The 23,959-nt window shown below is 58.0% G+C and carries 17 protein-coding genes and 5 pseudogenes; 9 read left to right on the top strand and 13 right to left on the bottom strand.

Going from position 1 to position 23,959, the window contains the following annotated elements:
- Window positions 1-55: 55 nt before the first annotated feature.
- The 11 genes from folD to IVA75_RS20185 all read right to left on the bottom strand — a co-directional run bounded on the left by folD (window position 56) and on the right by IVA75_RS20185 (window position 15,067).
- Window positions 56-1,039, bottom strand: coding sequence for a bifunctional methylenetetrahydrofolate dehydrogenase/methenyltetrahydrofolate cyclohydrolase FolD (folD, locus tag IVA75_RS20235; RefSeq protein WP_247285993.1), 984 nt, complete (start codon window positions 1,037-1,039; stop codon window positions 56-58).
- A 955-nt stretch (window positions 1,040-1,994) separates the two neighbouring features.
- On the bottom strand, window positions 1,995-3,239 hold the full coding sequence (locus IVA75_RS20230) for an aromatic ring-hydroxylating dioxygenase subunit alpha (protein WP_247285992.1): 1,245 nt from the start codon (window positions 3,237-3,239) through the stop codon (window positions 1,995-1,997).
- A gap of 974 nt (window positions 3,240-4,213) precedes the next feature.
- Entirely contained in the window at window positions 4,214-5,263 is a 1,050-nt protein-coding gene (locus tag IVA75_RS20225) for a dipeptide ABC transporter ATP-binding protein (protein ID WP_247285991.1), read from the bottom strand.
- Window positions 5,260-6,261, bottom strand: coding sequence for an ABC transporter ATP-binding protein (locus IVA75_RS20220; protein ID WP_247285990.1), 1,002 nt, complete (start codon window positions 6,259-6,261; stop codon window positions 5,260-5,262). The genes IVA75_RS20225 and IVA75_RS20220 overlap by 4 nt, the downstream gene beginning before the upstream one ends.
- 1 nt (window position 6,262) lies before the next feature.
- Window positions 6,263-7,144 (bottom strand): ABC transporter permease, encoded by an 882-nt coding sequence (locus IVA75_RS20215; RefSeq protein WP_247285989.1) that lies wholly within the window; start codon window positions 7,142-7,144, stop codon window positions 6,263-6,265.
- Between the two features lies 1 nt (window position 7,145).
- Window positions 7,146-8,087: an ABC transporter permease gene (locus IVA75_RS20210; RefSeq protein ID WP_247285988.1), complete on the bottom strand. Its 942-nt coding sequence runs from the start codon at window positions 8,085-8,087 to the stop codon at window positions 7,146-7,148.
- 7 nt (window positions 8,088-8,094) lie between these two features.
- A complete protein-coding gene (locus IVA75_RS20205) occupies window positions 8,095-9,702 on the bottom strand; it encodes an ABC transporter substrate-binding protein (protein ID WP_247286014.1) in 1,608 nt (535 codons plus the stop codon).
- Window positions 9,703-10,800: 1,098 nt separating this feature from the next.
- Window positions 10,801-11,508, bottom strand: coding sequence for an FAD-dependent oxidoreductase (locus IVA75_RS20200; protein WP_247285987.1), 708 nt, complete (start codon window positions 11,506-11,508; stop codon window positions 10,801-10,803).
- A 176-nt stretch (window positions 11,509-11,684) separates the two neighbouring features.
- Complete coding sequence (locus IVA75_RS20195; protein ID WP_346658433.1) at window positions 11,685-11,882, bottom strand: FAD-dependent oxidoreductase; 198 nt, start codon at window positions 11,880-11,882, stop codon at window positions 11,685-11,687.
- Window positions 11,883-12,228: 346 nt separating this feature from the next.
- The gene (locus IVA75_RS20190; RefSeq protein WP_247285985.1) at window positions 12,229-13,629 is read right to left on the bottom strand and encodes an aminotransferase; all 1,401 of its coding nucleotides are present in this window, start codon (window positions 13,627-13,629) and stop codon (window positions 12,229-12,231) included.
- A 10-nt stretch (window positions 13,630-13,639) separates the two neighbouring features.
- Window positions 13,640-15,067 (bottom strand): NAD-dependent succinate-semialdehyde dehydrogenase, encoded by a 1,428-nt coding sequence (locus IVA75_RS20185; protein ID WP_247286012.1) that lies wholly within the window; start codon window positions 15,065-15,067, stop codon window positions 13,640-13,642.
- Window positions 15,068-15,305: 238 nt separating this feature from the next.
- On the opposite strand from IVA75_RS20185, the gene IVA75_RS20180 reads away from it, so the two are divergent.
- Window positions 15,306-15,782 carry an Lrp/AsnC family transcriptional regulator gene (locus tag IVA75_RS20180; RefSeq protein ID WP_247285984.1) on the top strand — a complete coding sequence of 159 codons (477 nt, stop codon included), beginning with the start codon at window positions 15,306-15,308 and terminating at the stop codon, window positions 15,780-15,782.
- A gap of 926 nt (window positions 15,783-16,708) precedes the next feature.
- Window positions 16,709-18,391, top strand: a complete 1,683-nt coding sequence (locus IVA75_RS20175) for an MFS transporter (RefSeq protein ID WP_247285982.1) — start codon at window positions 16,709-16,711, stop codon at window positions 18,389-18,391.
- A 392-nt stretch (window positions 18,392-18,783) separates the two neighbouring features.
- Here IVA75_RS20175 and ald read toward each other — a convergent pair whose 3' ends face one another.
- Window positions 18,784-19,896 (bottom strand): alanine dehydrogenase, encoded by a 1,113-nt coding sequence (ald, locus tag IVA75_RS20170; protein WP_247285980.1) that lies wholly within the window; start codon window positions 19,894-19,896, stop codon window positions 18,784-18,786.
- A gap of 212 nt (window positions 19,897-20,108) precedes the next feature.
- Between ald and IVA75_RS20165 the strand changes: the two are divergent.
- The 4 pseudogenes from IVA75_RS20165 to IVA75_RS20150 all read left to right on the top strand — a co-directional run.
- A pseudogene (locus IVA75_RS20165) lies at window positions 20,109-20,850 on the top strand (tetrahydrofolate dehydrogenase/cyclohydrolase catalytic domain-containing protein); the annotation flags it as partial.
- Between the two features lie 276 nt (window positions 20,851-21,126).
- Window positions 21,127-21,279, top strand: a pseudogene (locus IVA75_RS20160) (amidohydrolase); the annotation flags it as partial.
- A gap of 539 nt (window positions 21,280-21,818) precedes the next feature.
- A pseudogene (locus tag IVA75_RS20155) lies at window positions 21,819-21,980 on the top strand (amidohydrolase); the annotation flags it as partial.
- A pseudogene (locus IVA75_RS20150) lies at window positions 21,979-22,412 on the top strand (ATP-binding protein); the annotation flags it as partial. The pseudogenes IVA75_RS20155 and IVA75_RS20150, both read left to right, overlap by 2 nt.
- Window positions 22,413-22,537: 125 nt before the next feature.
- On the opposite strand, the pseudogene IVA75_RS20145 reads toward IVA75_RS20150, so the two are convergent.
- Window positions 22,538-22,816: pseudogene (locus IVA75_RS20145) on the bottom strand (alanine dehydrogenase); the annotation flags it as partial.
- Window positions 22,817-22,854: 38 nt separating this feature from the next.
- Here IVA75_RS20145 and IVA75_RS20140 point away from each other — a divergent pair.
- The 3 genes from IVA75_RS20140 to IVA75_RS20130 form a co-directional block, all read left to right on the top strand.
- Entirely contained in the window at window positions 22,855-23,253 is a 399-nt protein-coding gene (locus IVA75_RS20140) for a transposase (RefSeq protein WP_346658432.1), read from the top strand.
- A 46-nt stretch (window positions 23,254-23,299) separates the two neighbouring features.
- Window positions 23,300-23,653: an IS66 family insertion sequence element accessory protein TnpB gene (tnpB, locus tag IVA75_RS20135; RefSeq protein ID WP_247285976.1), complete on the top strand. Its 354-nt coding sequence runs from the start codon at window positions 23,300-23,302 to the stop codon at window positions 23,651-23,653.
- Window positions 23,654-23,722: 69 nt separating this feature from the next.
- Window positions 23,723-23,959 (top strand): transposase (locus tag IVA75_RS20130; RefSeq protein ID WP_247359457.1); only part of this gene is annotated, 237 nt, incomplete at its 3' end.

Below are 23,959 nucleotides of genomic sequence, written 5' to 3'. Positions count from 1 at the left end.
TCTGGCGCGAACGCTTTGGGTCGACAGCACGAACAAGCGCCTGCAGGATCATGGGTTAAACGGCGGGCATGTCGAGCTTGTCCAGATCATTGCGCGAATTCACTTGTAAGAACCTGTTTTCGGAGGCACATGGCGAAATGTGGTAGCTTTCAGGATGACCACCCACCAATGACAACCCGCGGCGCGACACCGCTGCGCTAACGGTGTTCGCGAGCAAATAAGCGACGGTCATGGGCCCGACGCCACCGGGCACTGGCGTTATGTAGCTCGCGCGCTTGCTCGCCTCAGCGAATGCTACATCTCCGACAAGCTTAGCGGCGCCGGTTGAATCCATCGCACGATTGATGCCGACATCAAGGACGATCGCCCCTTTCTTGAGCCAATCGCCCTTGACCAAACCCGCGCAGCCGGCGGCAGCGACGACAATGTCAGCTTTTCGACAGAGGTCCGGCAGGTCTCGCGTCTGAAGCTGCGCACTAGTCACGGTACACCCGGCGTCGCCGAGCAGAAGTCCTAGAGGTTTTCCGACGATATTTGAGCGACCAATGACAACAACGTCGAGCCCGTTCAAGTCGCTCACGACGGTCTTGATGAGATGGACAATCCCGAGAGGTGTGCAAGGGGCGAGAGCTGGCCGCCCTACCGCCAATCGGCCAACATTGTAAGGATGAAAGCCGTCGACATCCTTGGCCGGATCGATGGCCTCCAGCACCCGCCAGCGGTCAATGTGCCCGGGCAGCGGAAGCTGAACGAGGATGCCGTCGATGGCGTCGTCAGCGTTGAGCGCCTCGATTAGTCGCAGCAGCTTGGCCTCGTCAACGTTACTTGGCAGCAGGAATTGTTGAGACTTGAGCCCCACGGCCTGCGCCTGTTTGGCCTTCGTTTTCACGTAGACCGCACTGGCCGTATCCTTCCCCACCAACACGACGGCTAAGCCCGGGATGACGTTGAATTCGGCTTGGAGCAACTCCAGATCGCGGGCCACGTCAGCCCGAAGACCCTCCGCGATCGCCTTTCCGTCTATTTGGATAGCATTCATGATAGATACCTGAGCATATGCGTCGAGTTCGCTCTTAGTAGCGTGCGACCACGATGTTTCTTTTCTCGCCTGCCATCGGCGGGCGCGGCCGAAAAATAATCGATGCATTTAAGATAGACTTATCAGACGCAACTGTTTCGCAGCATTTCTTGTCAATCGAAGGATTTGCTGCATCGCAGAGGGACTTCGCGGTGAAATTCACCTCAGGTCTGGGGAGCGACTATGTAATAGGATCGGATAGACGTCCACATTCTCCCGATCTTGTAGAAGACGTCGGGTGTATTGTCCTGTGAACTGATGCGCTTACGTCTCCTTCATCGCGGACTCGCATGCAACGCGCAAAACCTGCTCCCTCGCTTCTCTATTCAATAATTCTGTCGAGACTTCAACTGAGGAGGAGCCTTCTTCAGATCAGTCTTCAAGGAGATCAACAGCGCTAATAGCAACTCCCGTTCAGTTGCGTGACCGATCAGGCGCCCCTGCCGCATCTGATGTAATGGTCGGCGGCGAAGCCCTACCCATTACGATGAGCGCCGCCTCCCTTCCTCACCTCAAGCCGGGAAACTGGCGCCGGAAGGAATGTCGCACTCTTGCGTCCGGCCTGATCGTATCGCCATCTAGAAATCGTAGGCATTCCCACCGCCTCGGAATGAATTTCGTGGCGAGCTGAGACGTGATGGCCGAAGAGTTACTCTAAGGCCACGACTTATCCACCTTCAGGCGCCTACGGGAGAAGCGAGCACAGCCGCTACCTTTGGGCAACGCGCGGCTGACCCGGCTGGATTATGGGATCCCTGCTTGCTCGAGGGCTTTCGCCTCCGTAATAAATTCCGGCGTCCTGTCGCCGCTCCGTGGCTTCCGTGGTAGCGCTGATAGAATTCACCGTCACTGCTGACCCGCCTTGTTGATCGGAGAGACTGAATTGTGCGGCTCCTCGACACACGGCCTGTCCCCGCTACGCAGCGGCGGCTCTATTGGCCGCGGCCAGATCCAGATACTTCCGAGCTTCGGCGCAATACCAGTCGGCATAACGTATGAGCATCGGCTCTGCCTCCTGCGAGTAGGGACCTGGCCGGTATCCCTTGCCATTCACGCCCCGCTGGTTGACCTCGGAAAGATGCTTATCTTCCTGGTTGGTTTTGGCCCAAAGCGTGGTGAGTCCCTCGAGGGTGTAATCAACGCCTTCTTGCGCATCCTTATGGACAAACATCTTCCAGGTGACGACGGTCTCTTGCGCCGCTGTCGGCATGGCACTGAACGTGACAACGTAATCGCAAAGCGCGTGCAAATAGGCATGGGGGTTTAGCGACCAGCGAAACCAGCCGATCTCTGGCTCGCAGAGCAGCCTGCCGACAGAAGGCTTCCCATCCATCGTAAGCGAGTTGCAGCCCGCCTTGAGTGGAAAGCGGTGTGCGCGCCACCACTCCCCTGCCAGAGCGTTGAGCGGCTCTCCTGGCGCCTGGCCCGTCGCTACTCCAGCGGCGGCCATGCGGGCCGCGAATTCATCCGCAATCGGACGCCAGCTATCGATATCTCGGCGGGTTGCGAAGGGGTAGGCCGAGGAGGTAAGGCTCGCATGACCCACAGCGCAGTGGTAGCATTCATTTGCATTTTCCAGGACGAGTTTCCAGTTCGCCCGCTCCACGAGCGTGGCCTCATGCGCAAGCTTGACGTCCGTGAGGCGACTTGGGGCCATCATCGGCCCGACCTTCTCTCTGAACTCGTCGAAGGGTGGCGGCTCCTCTGCAAGGCAGACATAGATGGTCCCGGCGACCGCTTCCACGTGAATCGGCAGCAGGTGGATGCTCTTACGGTCGACGCTCTCTTGCATCCTGCCGGCTCCCTGCAATGAACCGTCGAGCCGATATGTCCATTGGTGATAGGGACAAACGAGCCGGGATTTGCGGCCATACCCCGTCTCACAAATTTGCGCACCGCGGTGACGACAGCTGTTGTGAAAAGCTCGCAGTTCTCCAGTATCATCGCGCACCACAACGAGGGGAGAACGCCCGATCGTCGTAGCCAAGTAACTCCCAGGGAAGGGAAGCTCAGCCTCCAGTCCCACGAAGAACCAACTGCGCGCGTGTATGGCCTCTAGATCGAACTCGAATATTTCCGGATCGGTGTAGAATTCTTGCGGCAAGCTGTATCCCGGGATCCGCGCCTCGAGAAGCTGCCTAACCCGTTTCAGATCAATCATTGTTCAGTGTCCTTCTGCTGACTCGCTATTGCGACTAGATTGAGAACTTCACAAAATGGGCCACACTTCCGCGTGTCTGATATTTGCGCCCCGGCGGCGCCCCGCACACGATCGAGTCTCATGAGAGTACAAGCCACCCTTGATCGCGTTCATTCAAAGCTCTTCCCAAAGCTCGCCAACGACCACTCAAGACCACCGGATACCTAGTCGAACGGAACCTTCATCTTTCTTGGATATTAATGAGCGGCATGAGCGGAATTTTCCCTATTTTGGCCGTCCGTTGCCGAAATTCTGCGGAGATGTGTGGAACGGCGATTCGAAGCTTGGCTATCGGAATCACGCCGCGCTCAAGGAACACGTGGCCCAAGCGCCTCGTCCGCGGCCACTTGAACTGCACTAAAGCTCGCCCTGATCGTCGCCTTTGAGCCGCTCACACGCAACGGTCCAACCGGAATCTTCACCCTGATCTGCGTAAGGGCGTTGCAGGCGAGATATCCGTCCTGGAGTATCCTGGAGTCTGATGACGCAATCGGAGCGAGGTGCCTCTGACGTACACCGAAGAGGGACAGGTGTTGTGAACAACTATTGCCTGGCAACGGCTTTGAACTCCACTCTGCTGGCCAGAAAGGATCAAGGCTTCAAGCACGAAAGAAGATCTGGGTCGATCGCACTCGTGACGCCTCTGCGGCAGTTGTCACGACGGATCTCGATTGCCCCCGCAGCGATATAGCCGCTCAATATTTCCGCAATTGTCGTCGCAGCTTTTCTCCCGGAGCCAACATCCCTAGACATTCGTAGTTATTTGGTCGCTGATGAACGCATTCGTGATAAACGGCGTTCCTCGGCCAATCCCGATTGTGCCTCAGGCCGTTGATACCATAGTTGCCGCAACCGCAAACAGGATTCGGATTTGAGCTGGCTCGGCTGAAATGCTTGGGCCCTGAGCAAAACGCGGAACCCGCCGAAACGTCTTCTCACGAAAGGTGCTGTGGCTGCGCCACAGGCGCGAGTGAGGAGTTTTCCCCCGTAGGCCGCTCGGCCGGGATGTGCGAGGCGGGAGCGCGCACATGACAGGCCACGACTCGTCCGTCTGCCATCGGCACCAGAAATGGCACTTCAAGGCGGCAACGCTCAACCGCGAGCGGACAGCGCGGGTGAAAAGCGCAGCCACTAGGCGGATTAATTGGGCTTGGCACCTCACCCTCCACGGGCACCTCAAGCCTAACCCGCGTGGGATCCGGCACCGGAGCGGCCGCAATCAGCGCCTCAGTGTAGGGATGGACCGGCTCGGCGAAGAGGGCATCACATGGGGCGAGCTCCACGATCCGCCCGAGATACATCACCGCGACACGATGACCGATGTACTCCACAACGCTAAGGTCATGCGAGATGAAAATAAAGGCGATGCCCATTTGCTGCTGGAGATCCATAAGCAGATTCAAGATCTGTGCTTGCACGGAAACGTCAAGGGCTGACACTGCCTCGTCGGCGATAATGAGCGAGGGCTGAAGGGACAGCGCCCGCGCGATGCCGAGCCGCTGCCGCTGCCCGCCCGACAACTCGGACGGAAGTCTATGCATCATCTCGGGCGACATTCCCACCTTGCTCAGAAGGTCGGCAGCAAGTGCTTTGCGTTGGCTCCAGCTGAGACGTTCAAAATTCTCGACAGGTTCAGTAATGATCTGTCCCGCAGTGAGGCGCGGATTGAGGGATGAGTACGGATCCTGAAAGACCATCTGCATCCTGCGGCGACACGCCCGAAGCGCCTGCCTCTTCAGACCGGCAATGTCGGTCCCGCCGATCAGAACGCGCCCACTCGTAGGCTCCACGATCCGCATCAAGAGCCGCGCGATCGTGGACTTTCCGCAACCGGATTCGCCTACAATGCAGAGCGTTTCACCCGCCTGAACGGAGAAGGATACATCCTCGACGGCCCGCACCACAGGGATAGTCTTTTTCAGGAATCCTACGCCAAGAGCATAATGCTTGGTCAGATTCTCAACCTTCAGCAGAGGATCGTTCATGCGCGCGCTACCTCTTCCGAACGCCAGCAAGCCGCGGCATGGCCAAGCCCAACATCACGCATGATAGGTGTCTTCTCGCGGCAAATATCTATCGCGAATGGGCAACGAGGCGCGAAGCTGCAACCGACGATGGGATCATGCAAGCTTGGCACAATGCCGGGAATCTCTGACAAGCGGCGCCGAGGACCGTGACGTCGATGAGGCACCGAACGCATGAGTCCTTGGGTGTAGGGGTGCGTTGGGCGCGCGAACAGATCTATTACGGTCGCTTGCTCTACGATTCGACCAGCATACATCACGATCACCCGTTGGCATGTCTCGGCTACCACGCTCAGATCGTGTGTGATGAACATTACGGCCGTTCCCATCTGCTTCTTCAGATCGACGATTAGTCGCAGGATCTGCGCCTGGATAGTGACGTCAAGCGCCGTCGTCGGCTCATCGGCGATCAATAGCTCCGGTGAACAGGCAAGGGCCATGGCGATCATGGCACGTTGGCGCATACCGCCCGACAATTCGTGAGGATAGTTATTTACTCGACGTTCCGGGTCCGCGATGCGGACGAGACGCAGCATCTCTTGCGCCTTTGCCATTGCAACTGACCGTGAGGCTTTCCTGTGGATCTGCACCGCTTCAGCGATCTGACGACCGACAGTGTGAACAGGGTTCAGGCTCGTCATCGGCTCCTGGAAGATCATCGCTATCCGGTCGCCACGTACTTTTCGCATCTCCCGTTCGGAGAGTTTCAGGAGATCGCGCCCGTGAAAGTGGATTTCGCCGCCGATGGTCTTGGCGGTTAGCTTCGGGAGCAGACGAAGAATAGAAAGAGCGGTAACACTCTTTCCGCATCCGGACTCGCCGACAATGCCGAGCGTTTCACCACTTCTTACTTCGAAGCTGACACCGTCGACGGCACGTGTGACGCTTTCTTCGCCGTAAAAGTGTGTCTCGAGGCCTCGAACTGTCAGAAGGACCTCACCGGTCTTTTGCATGTGCATGTCAGCGTCTCCGCTTTGAGCGGGCATCGAACAGGTCGCGCAAGCCGTCCCCGAGCAGGTTGACGGCAAGCACCGTGATGGCAAGGCAGGTGCCGGGTGCGAAGACCGTCAATGGGGCAATGGCGAGATATAGGCGAGAAGTCGATATCATGTTGCCCCAGCTGGGGATTTCGGGCGGCACACCGAACCCAAGGAAGCTTAGCCCAGCTTCTATCAGAATCGCACTTGCGCAGACATTTGCGCTCTGGACCATAAGGGCCGGAATGGTACTCGGCAGGATATGCCGCCACAGCACCCTCGGCAGGCGCGCGCCGCCGCAGAGCGCGGCCTCCACATAAGGACGCTCCCGAACACTGAGAACGACCGATCGAACCAGCCGCGTCACGCTCGGGATTTCGCGGATCGTGATGGCGATGACGAGGATGCCAATCCCCGGGCCCATCAGAAAAATAAGGGCAATGGCGAGCAGAATCGTCGGGATCGACATCAGGCCGTCCATCACTCGCATTACAACATTGTCCAACCAACGAACGTAGCCGGCGACAACGCCGATCAAAAGCCCGCAAAGAGCCGCGCTCGCCGCCGACATCAATCCCACGGCGAGGGAAATCCGGGCGCCGAAGACCGTTCGGGCAAACACGTCACGGCCCAAGTTGTCGCTGCCAAACCACATCTCGGCTGAAGGGGGCTGAAGGCGCTTGAATGGATCCATATTCAGTGGATCGCCAGCGTAAAACGGGGCAGAGAGCGTCAGAATGATCAACAATACCAAGAGGCCGGCGCCTGCAAAGACCAGCGGATACCGCTTCGCCAGACGAGGAACGTTGGATACTCGCAGCCGGGACATCGACACGGCTTCAACTGACGCAAAGGAGAGGGTCATATCAGTACCGGATGCGAGGATCGACCAGAGTGTAAGCAAGATCGACCAGTAAGTTGACGACGACATACAGGCCCGAAACAAGGATGAGCATGCCTTGAATGATAGGATAGTCGCGATTGTTAATTGCATCGACTACCAAGCGGCCGACACCAGGTATGTTGAACACCGTTTCTGTGATGACAACGCCACCGATCAAAGAGGTGAAGCTTAAGCCAATGACGGTGAGGATCGGAACACCTGCATTTTTCAAAGCGTGATGGAAAAGCATAGAATATGACGAGGCGCCCTTGGCAGCGGCCGTTCGCATATAATCTTCCGACAGAACTTCAAGCATGCTCGCACGCGCAATCCGGGCGATGAAAGCAATATAGGGAATACTCAACGCCAAGGTTGGCAGAATCAGGCGCAAGAGCCAAGGCCCGATGCCGTGGCCAGCAGATTCATATCCTTGAACCGGCAACCACTGCGATTTGATGGCGAAGAGGTAAATGAGAAAATAGCCTACGACAAACACGGGAACAGAAAACCCGAGCGCCGCAAAGGCAGAAAGAACCCGATCGATGAATCCGCCAGTTCGCCACGCGGCGAAGACGCCGAAGCAGACCCCGATCGTCACTGAAACGATCATTGTCAGCATCGTCAGGGAGATTGTCGGCTCCAGCCGCTGGGAGATGAGATCGAGCACGGGTCGCCCGGTAAAAATTGACGTTCCGAAATCGCCGAGGAGAATGCCTAGGGCCCAATGTACAAACTGAACTGGCAAGGGGTCGTTGAACCCAAGCTTTTCGCGGATGCCGTCTATCATCTGCCCCGTGGCCGAATCACCTGCGAGGATGGCCGCAGGATCTCCAGGCGCCAGCCTGAGAAGCAGGAAGACGAAGATCCCGACCATCACCATGACGACGATGGTCCAAACCAGCCTGCGAAGTATGTAAGCCGCCATTGTGCCCTCAGGCCTTCTGCATGTTCCACATCGGCATAACCGACGGCATGCCGACGAGACCGGTGAGATTCCTTCGTCGCGCGATCGGCCAGAACGTTTGACCCAACATAACGGAGCCGACGAAATCCCACCATACGTTCTGCATCTTGCGGGCCAGCGCCTTGCGCGTTTCGAGCGCATCGACATCAGCCCACTTGGTTCGAAGAGCCTCAAATTCGTCGCTCTTCGGCCAGCCGACCCAAGCTTTGTCGCCGTTCGCCAGGAAAAAAACATTGCCAAGCGGATCGCCTTGGCTATAGCCGCTACCGCTGGTGATGAAGATATTCCAGCCTCCGTTCTCGATGGCGCCTTTGTTGGCCCGGCGCGTAACAACCCCGCCCCAGTCGCTCGCCGCAAGGTCGGCATTGACCCCGATCTTCCGCAACTCAGCTGCCAAAAGCTGGGACGCATTGCTTAGGAACGCTATGTTCGTGGGTTGTAGAATGACGATCTTCTCTCCGGTATAGCCGGCTTCCGTGAACAGCTGCCTGGCCTTTTCCGGATCGCCGCCCTTCCTATACCATCCGGTATTTTCATCGTTGGAATAGAGCGTGTCGTTTCCAAATACCGAAGTGACAGTCCGACCGTATTTTGGGTCGGGGGCCATGGCGCGCACGAACGCCTCCTGATCGATCAGGTGAAGCAAAGCTTGGCGCGCCTTTATGTTGTCGAACGGCTTCTGCAGAAAGTTCATACGCGCGTATACGTTGCTTCCTGTCTTGTCCAAAACTTCAAGCTTGAGGTTGGGATCGCCCTCGACCACTGAGTAAAAATCCCCGGGAGGCGATCCAAGGAAATCGATCTCCCCCGCTTGCAAGGCCGCGAAAGCAGTCTGCTCATCCGCAATGTTCTCCCAGATGGCGCGATCGACGTTGACGATCTTCCCGCCGGCTAGTCCGTCGGACGGCTCCTTGCGTGGCACGTATTTCTCATTGCGATCGTAGGTGAAGCTCGCCCCCGGTTTAGCAAGCGCCTCGTTGAACTTGAACGGACCCGATCCGATATTCGCGGTCACCTGCTCTGTGGCGGGCCGTTTCGCGTCCTTCTCGCGCATCATGTACGGGCACGACGACAAAGGCGTCGCCAGAATATCGATCAGGAGCCCCAGCGGCTCCTTGAGCGAGATCGTGAAGGTCTTGTCGTCCTTCTGCGAGATGTCTGTGGCCCGCGCCAGAATCAATTGACCGCCAGAAGCGACCTGGCCCCATCGTCGGATCGAAGCGACACAGTCCGCCGCCGTGACGGGTGTGCCATCGTGCCAACCGAGACCATCCCGGAGCTCGAAAGTATACGTCTTTTTGTCCTCGGAAACGCGCCACTTCTCCACCATCTGGGGCTGTGGCATGAACTTGGAGTCGAGCGAAAACAGCGTGTCGTAAATCGCCGCTCCATGGTGGTTCGTGATCGTAGCCGTCGTATAGATGGGATCAAAAACGCGGAGGTCGCCAGACCCCATCACCATCCGGACGGTCCGCGCGGCAGTTGGCGTTGCCTGTGCCCGCAGGACTGATGGGATCGATACGGCCGCTGCGGCGGCCAAGCTAGTCCTAAAGAAATCACGTCGAGAACTCCGCATGTCAATTCCCTTTCTGCTGGTCGGCTTGCGGCGGTTCACCGCGCCTCAGCTTAGCGCTTGAACTACCCTTCAAATCGTCGGGTTTAGTGCCGGCAATGCTCTTGGCCTTCTGGCGCAGCAGCATCCAGAATGGGATTGAAAAGGAGCGCCGAGATCGTACCGGACGAAATCGTGGTGATTGGAGAAGCGACCAGCCGACGCCTCATGGGCGGAGAATTTAGCCCACCACTTTCGAAGATGGACCAACTCACCTGCTCTACGCGCTTGCGGTTCACGTCACGGCTCTCATTGTTTCGCTCCCAGTGGTTTTGATCCGCGATCTTTGCCGCGCAGAAACTTTCGTCTTTGCGTCGACCTTACTTGGAGCGAAGGATGAATTTCGCTGATTCAGGACCGTCCGATGCCGAAATTATGCGCCGCATCCAGAGAACCCGACGCTTTCACACATCTAACGTCCGCCTCCGGGTGGAATTTACCAATCCGGCACTACGACGCAGTGGCGAACGCTCGCCGCGACTGGTCGCATATTCGCGCTATCGAAGCAGCGAACCCGCGGTGCAGGCCAGCAAGATTGTGCGGGCGATCAATGACGACGACTCCTGTCGGATAGTCAGATGGTTCACCGAGACTTCAAAGCTCATTTGGTTCGACCAGCCTAATTGGCCCGAGGACACGGACTGCCGGCAACGAGCTGCTTGCGCCTTTAAGACTCATACTTCACCCGTGCATTTCGTAACGCTCTACACGATCGATGAGCAGGAGGGGTTCGCATTCCGGCCGGCCGATATGACGATCTTTGCGCGAGTGTCTCGGCTGCATTCTGCAGCAAGGAGTCGCTCCTGTCCTTCCACGCGATGAAATTCGGATCGAAAACAGGTTTCGTAATCGCTCATTCAGAATCGGTGCGCGGCCATGGCGGAGATATCGAAGTGAGGCTGCTGCCCCACAACAAGTGCCGCAAGCGGCTTTGCCGTTGCCGCCGCCTGCGTCACGCCGGAATGGCCGTGGCCGAATCCGTAGAATAAGCCGCCACAGGACCGGGGAGTATCAATGCACGGTAGACCGTCAGGCGTAGAAGGACGATGGTCCATCCATTGATCAATTGCCTTGGCGCATTCGATGGACACGTAAAAGCACGTGATGCCCACTGATGAAGGATCTCGGCTCGCCGCCAATCAGGAGCCGCGTCGATACTTGCAAGTTCCACCTCGCCCGCGATACGTAATCCTTGACACGTCGGCGTAATAGCCATCTTTCCATCAGATGCATTATCGGATGGATGACAGTCTTCCCTCCGTCCGCAATCACGACATGATATCCGCGCTCCGCTTCAGGCGGAACATGATCTCGGCCGCCAATTTCTTCGAACCAATACCTGCCGTTATAACGGCTTGCGCGCATTTTCACAACGAGCTCGCCGATTCTTACCCCTGTCAGACGGCCACTTGAGTTTCCAAAGCCCGTTGCTTGGGTTCGAACAAATGCACCGCCGCGCTTTCGGATCAGTTCGGCGATCGCCTCGCGGTACGCTTTAACATCTGTGCGGTGACAACCCTCGTCGATCAACGCCCCATACTGGTACCGTTCAGAAATGTTCGGCTCGCATTTTCGAAAATTGGTCTTGTGAAGTTCCGTAAATTTGACCCCGAACCGCCGGTGCATATTCCACGCGAAGTTATTAGCAATTTCCGATTTGTCGCGACAGAAGAAGAGATGCCCCTTCTGTCCAATGAGATGATTGACGCCGGCCTCGGCCGCGACATTCTGATGATCTCTCGGTCTGTGGCGGCAAAGATCGTGTCGCACCTTCGCATTCCTCAATCTTTTTCCAATTCCGGCCGGCCCAGACGAATCTGAGAAACCAAGGCAAAGCATGTGGTAGATTCAGCCAGCGGATTGCGAATGGTCCCGTCCTGTCCATCAAGAACGTTGGAATGCGACGCCATAGTCCGGGCACCGACACCGGCATGATGGCTCACGGGCTAATCCAGCCGGCGTTGCCGATAAGACGCAGCCTGTCTGCCGCCGGGTTCGGCTGGGTCGATAATGACGACTTGTCGCCTTGTTCGCTGAATTTCCAGCGCTGTCATCAGGCCCACAATGCCGGCGCCGATGACCACGACTTTCATCTCACGCTGCGAGCGGATTTTCGCGTCCATATCTGTCTGCCCTCCGTTGATGCTCGCGCGTCTCTGAGGGCAAGTGACGAGTTAATATCGCCGATTCAAAATTTTGTTCACGCGTCAGGTGAGGTTTGCTTTCGTGCCCGCGTGATAGACGCCCGTCCGCCAGAACTCGGTGACCCAATGTGCAGAGGTCCGCCGAGTCACGACGAATTCGCTTCTGTACTGCCGCAACAGGATTGCAGTTGAAACCTGGTCGCGGTCACTTCCCGCTTGCGACACGAATAGGCTTCTGCAACACTTTGGCCGTTGCTGGCGGACCATGAGTCAACGAAGTCCGCCCAGCAATCTCCTCAAGCCGCTGGTCCCGTTCGGATTACCAACTGCAGACCAGGATCTTGCTTCAAGTGGTTTGCGATTCTTTCGCGAGCTCGTCCATCACTTGCTTCGTCGCTCGATACGCGAGATCAACCATCTCATCTATCTCAGCCTCCGATACAATGAGAGGGGGAGCAAAACCAAGAATATCTCCGTGCGGCATTGCTCGTGCAATAAGGCCTCTATCACGGGCAGCCTTCGATATGCGGGCGCCCACCTTGATCTCCGGATCAAATCGCCGTTTCGTCTGGCGATCTGCAACAAACTCGATCGCACCGAGCAAACCCACGCCTCGCACTTCCCCGACGATCTCGAGCTGAGCAAACCGTTCCTTCAGTCGCTTTTGGAAGTGCGAGCCAACCGTTCTTGCGCGGTTAGTTAGCTCCTCCTCTTCGAAAATGTCGAGTACGGCGTTGGCGGCAGCAGCCGCAATCGGATGCCCGGAATAGGTATAACCGTGGGAGAATGCACCGACCCGATCGGCCGCCTCCTCCATAACGTTGTAGATCCTCTCACCGACAATGGCGGCCGAGAGCGGCATATAACCTGACGTCAGACCTTTGGCGACGGTCACCAGGTCTGGCTCCATCCCGTATAGGATGCTGCCGAAGTCCGCGCCGGTTCGACCGAATCCACAGATCACCTCATCGGCGATCAGAAGTACGTCGTACCGCCTGAGAACCGTCTGAATTTCACGCCAGTACCCCGTCGGCGGCGGTGTGATGCCCCCCGTACCCAGCACAGGCTCAGCAATGAAGGCGCCGATCGTTTCCGGCCCCTCTCGAAGGATCAGCTGCTCAAGTTCAGCTGCGCGTCGGCGAGAGAAGGCCTCCTCCGACTCACCCGGCTCAGCCCCCCAGTAGTGATGCGGGCTCCCGGTGTGCAGAATGCCCGGAAAGGGTAGATCCATGTGGTCGTGGTAGAAGGACATACCGGTCATCGAACCGGAAATCACTGAACAGCCATGGTAACCCCGCTCGCGCGAGATGATCTTCTTTTTCTTGGGCTGACCACGCAGATTATTGTAGTACCAGACGAGCTTCGCTTGTGTCTCGTTGGCATCGGATCCAGACAGCCCGAAAAACACTTTGCTCGGCTTGCCTGGCGCCATGCGCACGAGGCGATCCGACAGAGTCGCCAGCTCTTCGGTCGTATGGGCCGCATATGTGTGATAGTAAGCTAACTTGTATGCCTGCCGTGCGATAGCCTCAGCGACCTCGGTGCGACCGTATCCGATGTTTACACAATACAGACCAGCAAACCCGTCAATATAACTGCGTCCCTCTGCATCTTTGATACAAATACCCTTGCCGCCCGTAACGATGGTGGGATCACCGATCTTACCCGTCGCGAAATCCTTAAGCTGAGTAAAGGGATGCAGAACACTGGATCGATCTCGTTCAGCGATAGTCTTGATATCGGTCATGCCAGTTCTCCTAATTCGCTAAATCGCCAAAGCAGACGTACTTGAATTCCATGTATTCTGCTAAGCCGTGTCTCGAGCCCTCACGACCGAGCCCGGATTGCTTCCACCCACCGAACGGAATCGGCGGCCCCGTGAATGATGCCGTATTGATGCCGAGCATCCCGCACTCGATTCGCTCAGAAAGTCGGAGCGCCCGGCGCAGGCTGTCCGTGTAGACGTAACCGGCCAGACCCATCTCGTTAGCATTGGCTCGGCCTATGACTTCTTCTTCAGACTCGAACGGGAGTACAGCAGCCACGGGTCCAAACGTCTCCTCTTGCGCAACCAGCATGACTTCTGTGACATCACTCAGCAACGTCGGAGGAACGAAGTTGGGACCTAAACCAGCTCCCTGATCACCAGAGAATACTCGCGCGCCCTTTTTCACCGCATCGTCGATTTGGGACAGACATTTGTTGGCAACCGACAACTTGGTCATCGGCCCGATGTCGGTTGCAGGTTCCAGACCGTGACCGACCTTCAATTGAGCGATCGCCCCAGCAAATGCCTCGACGAAAGCACCATAGATGCTCCTTTGTACGTAGATCCGGTTTGCGGCGAGACAGTCCTGACCTGAAGTCGCAAATTTTGCGGCCATCGCCCCCTTAACGGCCTTTTCAAGATCCACATCATCAAAGATGACGAAGGGGGCATGCCCGCCCAGTTCGAGCGACACCTTCTTGACTGTGTCCGCCGCCCCCTCCAGAAGCAAACGCCCCACCTCCGTAGAACCCGTGAACGATAGCGCGCGTATTCTTGTATCGCGCAACAGCGGCGTCGACAGTTCGATGGGATTGCCAACGAGCACTTGAAGTACACCGCGCGGAACCCCAGCCTCTTCGGCCAATCTAGCCAGGGCAAGGGCAGAGAGCGGCGTCTCGGGAGCAGGCTTCACGATGATCGGACAACCGGCCGCAAGAGCAGCTCCTGCCTTTCGAGTGATCATTGCGACAGGAAAATTCCACGGGGTGATGGCCGCCGCGACACCGACTGGCTGCATCCTTACGTGAAGTAGACTGCCAAGCTTGTGACTGGGGATTGTCTCACCGTATGCGCGCTCTCCTTCCGCAGCGAACCACTCGAGAAATCCGGCACCGTACACGATTTCATGGCGCGCCTCAGCCAGTGGCTTGCCCTGCTCGCTCGTCACCAGGATTGCGAGCTCTTCCGAATGGTCGACCATCAATGATGCCCAAGACCTGAGAATCGCTCCACGCCGCGCCGGTAACAAATCGCGCCAGGAACCAAACGATCGTTCAGCTGCCGCGATCGCTAGATTCATATCTGCGGCAGAGCAGCAGGCAACCTCCGCGATCTCTTCCCCGGTAGCGGGATCGACAACAACCCCTCTTTGCTCACCTGCAATCCATCGGCCGTCAATAAACGCGCTCCCCGCCATAAAGTCGCGACGACTGAGATTTCCTAAGTGTCGGACAGCAAGACCGAACAAATGAGGACTATTTTGCCGAAAAGCTTGATGAGCCATCTGAACCGTGCGGTCATTTGTTGAAATTGCCGGAGCAATCAGGATACTGATGTCGTAAACAGATTTGCCTCGCATTTTCCTGCCGTTCGGAGGATTTCCTGCGACGCACAGGTATTTAGCGAGGGAAAGCAGCTGAAGGCTGGAGACGACCATGCATTACGATCGAATAGACGCCCGGATCCTTGAGATCGTGCAGAAGAACAACCGCCTGACTTCCGAGGTCATCGGTGAAATGGCGGGGCTTTCCCCTACCGCGTGTCAACGCCGACTGAAGAGACTCCGTTCTGAACGGATCATCGAGGCCGACGTTTCCATCGTCTCAGCGAGGGCGGTAGGAAGACCCATTCAAATGCTTGTGCTTGTGAACCTGGAACGGGAGCGTTCAGACATCATCGACAGGTTCAAGAAGGCCATCAAAACGTCAGATGAAGTTGTGAATGGTTTCTACGTCACCGGCGATGCTGATTTCGTCCTCTACGTCACCGCTCGTACGATGGAAAATTATGAGCAGTTCACCCGACGATTCTTCTATGAAAACCCTGACATCAAGGGCTTTAAGACGATGGTCATAATGGACCGCGTGAAAGCGGGGTTTGCCGTTCCGATCGAGCCTCCGCCTGGCGACTAAGGCGGCTGTTCACCTCCGCTCGCCAAAGGCTACGGCAACACTGGAAGGGTCATGTGTACATCAGTAAGCCGCATCAGCGGCAGGATTCTCGTCCACAGCTGCACGGGCGCCCCGGTTCTTATCTAGCATTGAGTTCGTTTGGCGCATAAAATCGAACAGGTTTAAGAGGGCGACCAAATTCTCAGTTAAAATTGTTAATGGATCTTACGTTACCTGTGACGCCGATTTTTTCGCTACATTACCGCGCGTAGCATGTAGGAGCACGAGCAATTCACGCGGCGAAAGCCCGGCTTTGGCGCTACAATTGAGCCTCGTTGACTTATGCTGCCTCACCTCACGTATTTATGCGCTCGTGCTTTTTTCGTCGCTTTCCCCCGCAGAATGCAGGAAATCGGCCCGGCCGCTCCTCTACTCTGTGCTCCTATCGTCGAGCTGATGAGAGTTCTCCTCAGGTCGAAGTGCGACAGACAATCTAGCTCATCACTAATGCGTCGCATTCAGTTGGGTGAACCATCCACTCGTGACGAGATCATCGCAAGAACAGGAACTCGGCGGTTGACGAGGTTCTTTGACGCTCGGTCGTTCCCAAGCGACCGAGTTGTCAATGGCATGACTAGCTGCTGCGCGAGCGGCATCATTCTCCAAAGCAGGACACAGGATATTAACGCGCCACAATCGGGCAATGGCGCTACTCTGTTGTGAAAATTCAATCAGTACGAGGAGCGCTTGGAGCTCGAGAGGCGAACTCTCGCAACCGCGGCGGTCGCGAATCGGGCACTGCTCAGGGCGTTGGCGGGCTTATGAGGCTCTTGAAGCAGTATGCGCAACTTGAGCAAACGGGCTGTTACCGACCTTTGAGCGGCCAAATCTGACACGGCATCACTGATGTGGTCGAGATTCAAGGTATGGGCAACCCAGGAACCGAAATGACGCCCCCCTCCAGGCCCGTGCCGTCCGACACCGAGGGCATCACCGCACCGTTGCGCCATCCAACTTTCCGCCGCATCTGGCTTGCGAGTTTGCTGACCAATCTTGGCATCCTGATCCAAGGCGTCGGCGCAGCTTGGGTGATGACACAGATGACGTCTTCCGCGAACCAGGTCGCTCTGGTGCAGACGGCGCTGATGCTGCCCATAATGTTGATCTCGATGCCCGCTGGCGCTATTGCCGATATGTATGACCGTCGCATCGTGGGGCTGGTCGCGCTCTCCATTGAGCTTTGCGGAGCAATTGCGCTGGCCCTGCTCGATTGGCTGGGTCTCACCACGCCGAATCTTTTGCTAGGACTCTGCTTTGCGGTCGGCAGCGGCATGGCGGTCATGGGACCCGCTTGGCAATCCTCAGTTAGCGAGCAGGTACCCTCGGAAGCACTGCCAGCGGCGGTCGCGCTGAACGGGATCAGCTATAATATTGCGCGCAGCGTAGGCCCGGCGGTTGGCGGTATTGTGGTTGCTGCGGCCGGTGCAGTCGCTGCGTTCGCACTTAACGCGCTGCTCTATCTTCCGCTGATGCTCGCGCTTTTCCTGTGGAAACGGATCTCCGCGCCCTCGCGTCTGCCGCCTGAAACACTTAGCCGTGCCATCGTCTCGGGCGCTCGCTACATCATCAATTCGCCATCGATCAAGGTCGTGCTGACACGCTCCATGGTCATTGGCGTGATCGGCGGCGCGATTATTGCCCTCATGCCGCTGGTAGCTCGCGATCTCCTGCATGGCGGTGTGCAGACCTATGGCATCTTGCTGAGCGCCTTTGGTTTTGGCGCGGTGGTGGGCGCCCTAAACATCACCGAGCTGCGCAAGCGCATGAGTGGGGAGGCAGCGATACGTGCCTGCACTCTGTCCATGGGTGGGACGATGGCCGCAGTGGCGCTGAGCCGCGAGCCGGTTCTGACTGCAGCCGCACTGACCTTGGCGGGGGCGGTGTGGATGATGTCGTGGGTGCTGTTTAGTGTTGGGGTGCAGCTTTCGGCCCCACGCTGGGTGGCGGGGCGATCGCTCGCGGCCTATCAGGCGGTGAGCTCGGGCGGGATAGCTGTGGGTAGCTGGGGTTGGGGCCAACTGACTGATGCCGCCGGAGTCGATACAGCACTCCTGGCTTCTGCAGCTTTAATGCTCGCCTCCCCACTACTCGGGCTTTGGCTCCCCATGCCGCGCATCAGCGAGCGAGGCCAAGAGGCAGAAATGCTGGCCGACCCAGAGGTGCGGCTAGCGCTGACCGGCCGCAGCGGGCCGCTTGTGGTGGAGATCGAATATCGGGTCGCGCAGGAGAATGCCCGCCCCTTTCATAATCTCATGCAAGAGGTCCAGTTGTTTCGACAACGCAACGGCGCCTACGGCTGGTCGATTGCCCGCGACATAGCCGATCCCGAACTGTGGACCGAGCGGTATCACTGCCCGACATGGCTGGACTATTTGCGCCAGCGCAACCGCTCGACGCACTCGGAGCGCGCGCTAGACCGGCAGGCGGTGGCTTTCCACATCGGTGCTCAGCCGGTGCGCGTCAGACGCATGCTCGAACGCCCGTTCGGTTCGGTGCGCTGGAAGCAAGACGCGCACAATGCTGCGAACGATATCTTGCCTGGTGATTGCATGCACGGCGGGAGGCAATAGTCGTCTGTCAGACCAAGAAATCTGACGTTTCGCGACGAAGCCACAATTTGCGCTTGCGCCCCGGCGATCGCTTGACGCCCAATCATCCATTGTCGAGTCCCCACAACTTAGGGCCGTGCGACAAAATCAAGGCTCAAAGACCTCACTACAGCGAATCGCGCATCTTTCGCCTCCAGCAGGACGGACCGGCCACCGATGCCGCGCAATTCGCCGGCGACATGCTTCGATTTTCGCTCACCTCTCAGATCAGGTATCACTGCCGGACTTGATGTTCGAGTTTGAAACCAAATCAAACCGCCCGGAGAGCAGACTTGTAGCTCCAAAAAAAGGGCCACTCCGAAGGGGTGGTCCACCAAGTCAGGGAGGAAACGTCCCCTGGAGAACCTCTGGGATCAGGCCGCGGCCTGTTCGATCGGTGAGAATGGCAGGCCGAGACTCTCGGCCACGGCCTTATAGGTAAGCCGGCCGCGATAGACATTGAGACCTGCGCGTAGATGCGGATTTTCAAGCACAGCCGCAAACCCCTTGTTGGCCAGAGCCAAACCAAAAGGCAGCGTTGCGTTATTCAGCGCATGGCTTGAAGTCAGCGGCACAGCTCCCGGCATATTGGCCACACAGTAATGAATGACGCCGTCCACCTCGTAAGTTGGATCAGCGTGCGTCGTCGGGCGCGATGTCTCGAAGCAGCCACCTTGATCAATCGCGACGTCGACGATCACCGATCCCCTGCGCATCGAGCTCAACATAGTGCGGCTGACAAGCTTTGGCGCGCTCGCCCCGGGAACAAGCACCGCACCAATGACCACATCCGCCGCAAAAACCTCCTCCTCGAGGGCGTCGATGGTCGAGAACCTGGTTCGAGCGCGTCCTTGGAAGAGCTCATCCAGTTCGCGAAGTCGGGGAATCGAGCGGTCAAGGATTGTGACCTCGGCACCCAAGCCGGCCGCCATCCGCGCCGCTTGGGTACCGACAACGCCGCCTCCGATCACCACAATACGAGCTGGCTGAACGCCCGGCACGCCGCCGATCAACAGCCCTCGCCCGCCCGCGTATCGCTTCAGAGCCCTACCTGCTGCTTCAATCGCAAGCCTGCCCGCGACTTCGCTCATCGGCGCAAGCAGCGGAAGGCCGCCGTGTGCGTCTGTCACGGTTTCATAGGCGACGGCAGTGCAGCCAGACTTAAGCAAGCCCTTCGCCTGCTCCGGGTCGGGCGCCAGATGCAGATAGGTGAAGAGAATCTGGTTGTCTCGCAGCTGCACCCATTCGGAAGGCTGGGGCTCCTTGACCTTTACGATCATCTCGCTCGATGCGAATACCTCATGAGCAGAGTCCAGAATTGTTGCGCCGGCCTTGCGATAATCGTCATCCGTCGAGCCGATGCCGGCACCGGCATTGGTCTCGACCAGCACCTTGTGGCCAGCGGCCACATATTCGCGGACGGCTCCTGGTGTCAGACCCACGCGGTATTCGTGCGTCTTGATTTCCTTGGGAACACCGACCTTCATTGCAATCTCCTTGCCTGGATGCACCTTTTGTAGCCGGAAGAGCCAGGCAAACCCCGGACGTAAGCGATCAATCGACGAAGAAAACCTGCGAGTTTTGCTCAATTGCGCAGCGTTTCACCCCAGACAGAAGCAGGGGAAATCAGGATCAGAATTCTCCCGAGCAGCGACCATCGCTGCGATGAGTCAGATCACACTCTCGATCATGCGGATTAAGCCACCCCTATGTCAGCGCGAAAAGCCGCATGGCGACGGAGTGCGGCTTCAATTCGGTCCAGCATACCTTGCCTGCGCAAACCACGCAGGAACAACTCGCAGCGCTCGTGAAGAGTCTGAATGCTGACCAGGCCATCCACGGCATACTCGTGCAACTGCCCTTGCCGAAACATCTGGACAGCGAACTGATCATCCAGTCCATCCTGCCGGAAAAAACCCTCGACGGGCTGAACGTCCTCAATGCCGGTAAGCTTGCGACGGGCGATTTGGAGAGCGGCCTCGTGTCCTGCACGCCGGCCGGTGCCATGCTTCTGGTCCGCCGCGTGCATGGGGAGGACCTTTCCGGCCTCAATGAGCCGGTCGAACCTCTTCGGAAAGCCGATGCTCAACGCCAACGTCACCGTCACAATAGCGCATTCGCGGACAAAAAACCTAGCGGATGTCTGCCGTGGCGCCGATATCCTCGTCGCTGCGGTCGGCCGTCCTGAGATGGTCAAGGCCGACTGGGTGAAGCGGGGCGCGACCGTCATCGACGTCGGTATCAATAGGATTGACGCGCCCGAACGGGGCGAACGCAAGACCCGCCTGGTCGGAGACGTCGCCTTCGCGGAGGTATCCGAGGTCTCGGAGAACATCACGCCGATTCCCGGAGGTGTCGGTCCGATGACCATCGCCATGCTGATGGCAAACTCTGTGATCGCGGCGCATAAGAGGTTGGAGCGAACATTGAAGATATTCTAAGCATGATGATCGATAGAATGGCGTCCGGTGAATCCCTACGCGACCGACAACACCTTCATCGCGGTATTCGAGGCCGCTTCAGGACTGAATTGGTGAGTGTGGCGTCGCGGATATCATCGTGGCCAGCGGCCGGGCGCAGCGTTTAGCGAACATATGAGCCGCACCGTCATCCCTTGTTCAATCAGAGAAAGATCTTGCAGCCCGGGCCGTTACACATATGAGTCAAAGCCAAACTCTACCAGATCTATGCCGCGCCCGGGCAGATTACGGACATACTGGCTGGCCGAGGCCGGGCTGCCGGGACGAGTGCGCTACTACCGGTGCCCCGCGGAAGAGGGCGGATCCGGCAAAAGCTTTCTAGTCCGCGCGGGTGCGTTCGATGATGTCGATATTGCTATTTGCTGGCACCCCTCGGCTTTCACAGGCGTTTGGCCTGCGGCTTCGCCTGCGTGCGTGGAAATGGAATTCACGTGCAAGAGCCGGAAGCGGCAGAACGGGTTCTCGACCTTTGCTTCACCCGATCTCCCGTATGCGAATATCGACGATCCGCAGCGACAATCGCCGGCAAAGGTGCTTCGAATGAGATGGATTGCGGCCCTGCGAGCACTTGCCGCGCCGAAATCCGTCACCGAACGAGCTCCGCCTACCGTCCTTGCCGGGTTCGCGATCGCGCAGACCGGATGTGTCAAGGCGTCCCGGCTGAGTAAACAGCAGGGCAAAGTATGGCATGAAGAGGTTGCAGCCATCCATTTAGGATGCGGCAATTCAGCCCAATTAGCGCAAGCATGACTATTTGCGACGCACTTTAGGTAGAAAATCGAAGAGTATCTGCCGATCTCCGTCGGAACTTAAGGAGTAGAGATCTTGGCTAAGGAACGGGAAGCATAAGGCGCGCCACGGCTCCTGTCAGCGCTTCCAATTAGATAGCGGCGATTACGCCGCAGCAGAATGAGGGAGGGTATCTCCGTGCCGCCCATGCCGCTGTGGCGCCGCACCTCGGGCGCAGCGCGCTCGATGCGGTGGAGCTTATGAGCGTCGGCTTGAACTACATGCGCGAGCACATGCCTTCCTCGGCCCGTGTTCATTATGCCCTCGTCGACAGCGGCGGTATTGCGCCAAACGTGGTTCGGGAAGTCCTACATCGCCAAGGCGATTGCCTATCCGGCGATCCTGCAAGGCCACAAGGTCAGTATCTTGAGACCGACGACTTCTTCCACGGCTACGCCATGAGCTCCCCAGGCACAACGCGAGGTCCGGCTGCGAACCATCATCGACTGCGATCTCCTCGTGCTGGACGATCTGTTCCTCGCACGCGCCATCCCTGACGACGCCGGCGCATTGCTGCAGACATTGATCCATCAGCGCTACAAACTGCGCCGCAGCATCATAGTCACCTCCAATCGCGTCGAGCAGGACTGGGGACATACCTGGGGGACAACACAATGAGCACAACGATCCTCGATCGCGTGATGCATCATTGCCATCTGGTTGAGTTCGACGGACGCAGCTATCGGCTCAAAGAGGCCGCTGAAGCCCTTGCCCGGGAGACAATGTCAAACTAACAATTACCATGTCCTGCGCCGGGTGGAGGAATTTGACTGCCCTCACCCGGAGGAATTTGAAGTGACCCGCGGGGGCCGCAAAAGGGCCACTCCCGGCCACGGCTTTATAAGGGAGCCGGCCTCGAGAGCGCTGCAAATCCTTGGTCAGCGAGAGCCAAACCAAAAGGCAGCGTCGCGTTTTTCAGAGCCTGGCTTGAGGTGAGTGGCACAGCACCCGCATATTGGCCACGCAGTAGTGAATGACACCGTCCACCTCGTATCTTGGGTAGGCATGCGTCGTCGGATGACGACGTCTCAAAGCATCTGCCCTGATCAATCGCGACGTCGACGATAACTGAGCCCTTGCGCAATGAACTCAACATGCCGCGGCTGACCAGTTTCGGCGCGCTCGCCCCGGGAACGAGCGTAAGCGCGAAGCCGATACCCTTGCTTCAGAATTCGAATGAACGTGCGAAGAAGCCTCCGGCTTGGACGGAGGTTTGGGATGGGATTGGTCAGCAAAAAAGACGTCCATTTGGCCGGCTCATCGCTAGGGCCGGTCAGCCGGCTGGAGGTCCTTGAAGGACCGTCGGGACGCCGCCTGCGTTCAGAGGCTGAGAGAGCTCGGATCGTTGCCGAGAGTCGACCCGGTGCCCAGGTGTCCGAGGTGGCGCGCAAGCACGGAGCGACGCGCTGGCAGCTTTACGGCTTTCGACAGCAAGGCATGTGGCGCCGTGCGAGGCGTCGCAGTCGACATTCGCGCCGCTGGTCGTGGAAAGCGCGTTGGAGGCGGGTCACGTTCCGGCCATCAAGCTTGAGATCGCGATCGGCGATGTCGTGCTGCGGACGGACACAGCCATAGATGGCGAGCAGCTGTCCCGGGTGATCCGCGCAGTGCGAGCGTCACGATGATCGCGGCCGGTGCCGATCTGAAGATTTACATCGCGACGCGGCCGATCGACTTCCGCTGTGGCCACGATGGACTTGCGGCGAAGGTGCAGGAGATGCTTCGCCTCGACCCGTTCAGCGGCGCAGCCTTCGTGTTCCGATCGAAACGAGCGGACCGGGTCAAGATTTTGGTCTGGGATCGAACGGGCCTGGTGTTAGTTCATAAGCGCCTCGAAGGCTGCAAGTTCGTTTGGCCAACGATGGCAGACGGCGTGATGCGCATATCGCCAGCGATGTTCGCAGCCCTGTTCGAAGGGCTGGATTGGAGGTTGGTCCGCCCGGAAGAAGCGCGGCGTCCCCAGGCAGCTGGATGACTGCGGCAGATTGACTCGGGAGCTATTTTGAACGTGGCACGCGCAGTGGTGATGTGCTCGAAATAGCGCATGAGCATTGCGGCGCTGCGCGAGGAAAACGAACGCCTGAAGGCGCTTTTGGCGCAAACGCAGGCAGCCTTGAGCGAGCATCAGGGGGCACTGGCGGCATCGGAGGAAGCGCGACGTCGGCTGGAGGTCATTCTCGGGGAATTGCGACGCGAGAAGTTCGGCGCGAAGTCCGAGAAGCTGCGGCCAGATCAGTATCACTTGCCGCTGGAAGACGTGGAGATCGCGCAAGGCATCCTG

Source organism: Bradyrhizobium sp. 134 (assembly GCF_023074155.1).
Lineage (GTDB): Bacteria > Pseudomonadota > Alphaproteobacteria > Rhizobiales > Xanthobacteraceae > Bradyrhizobium.
The sequence above is the reverse complement of the archived record's forward strand: the minus strand, read 5'-3'. Positions and strand labels throughout refer to the sequence as shown.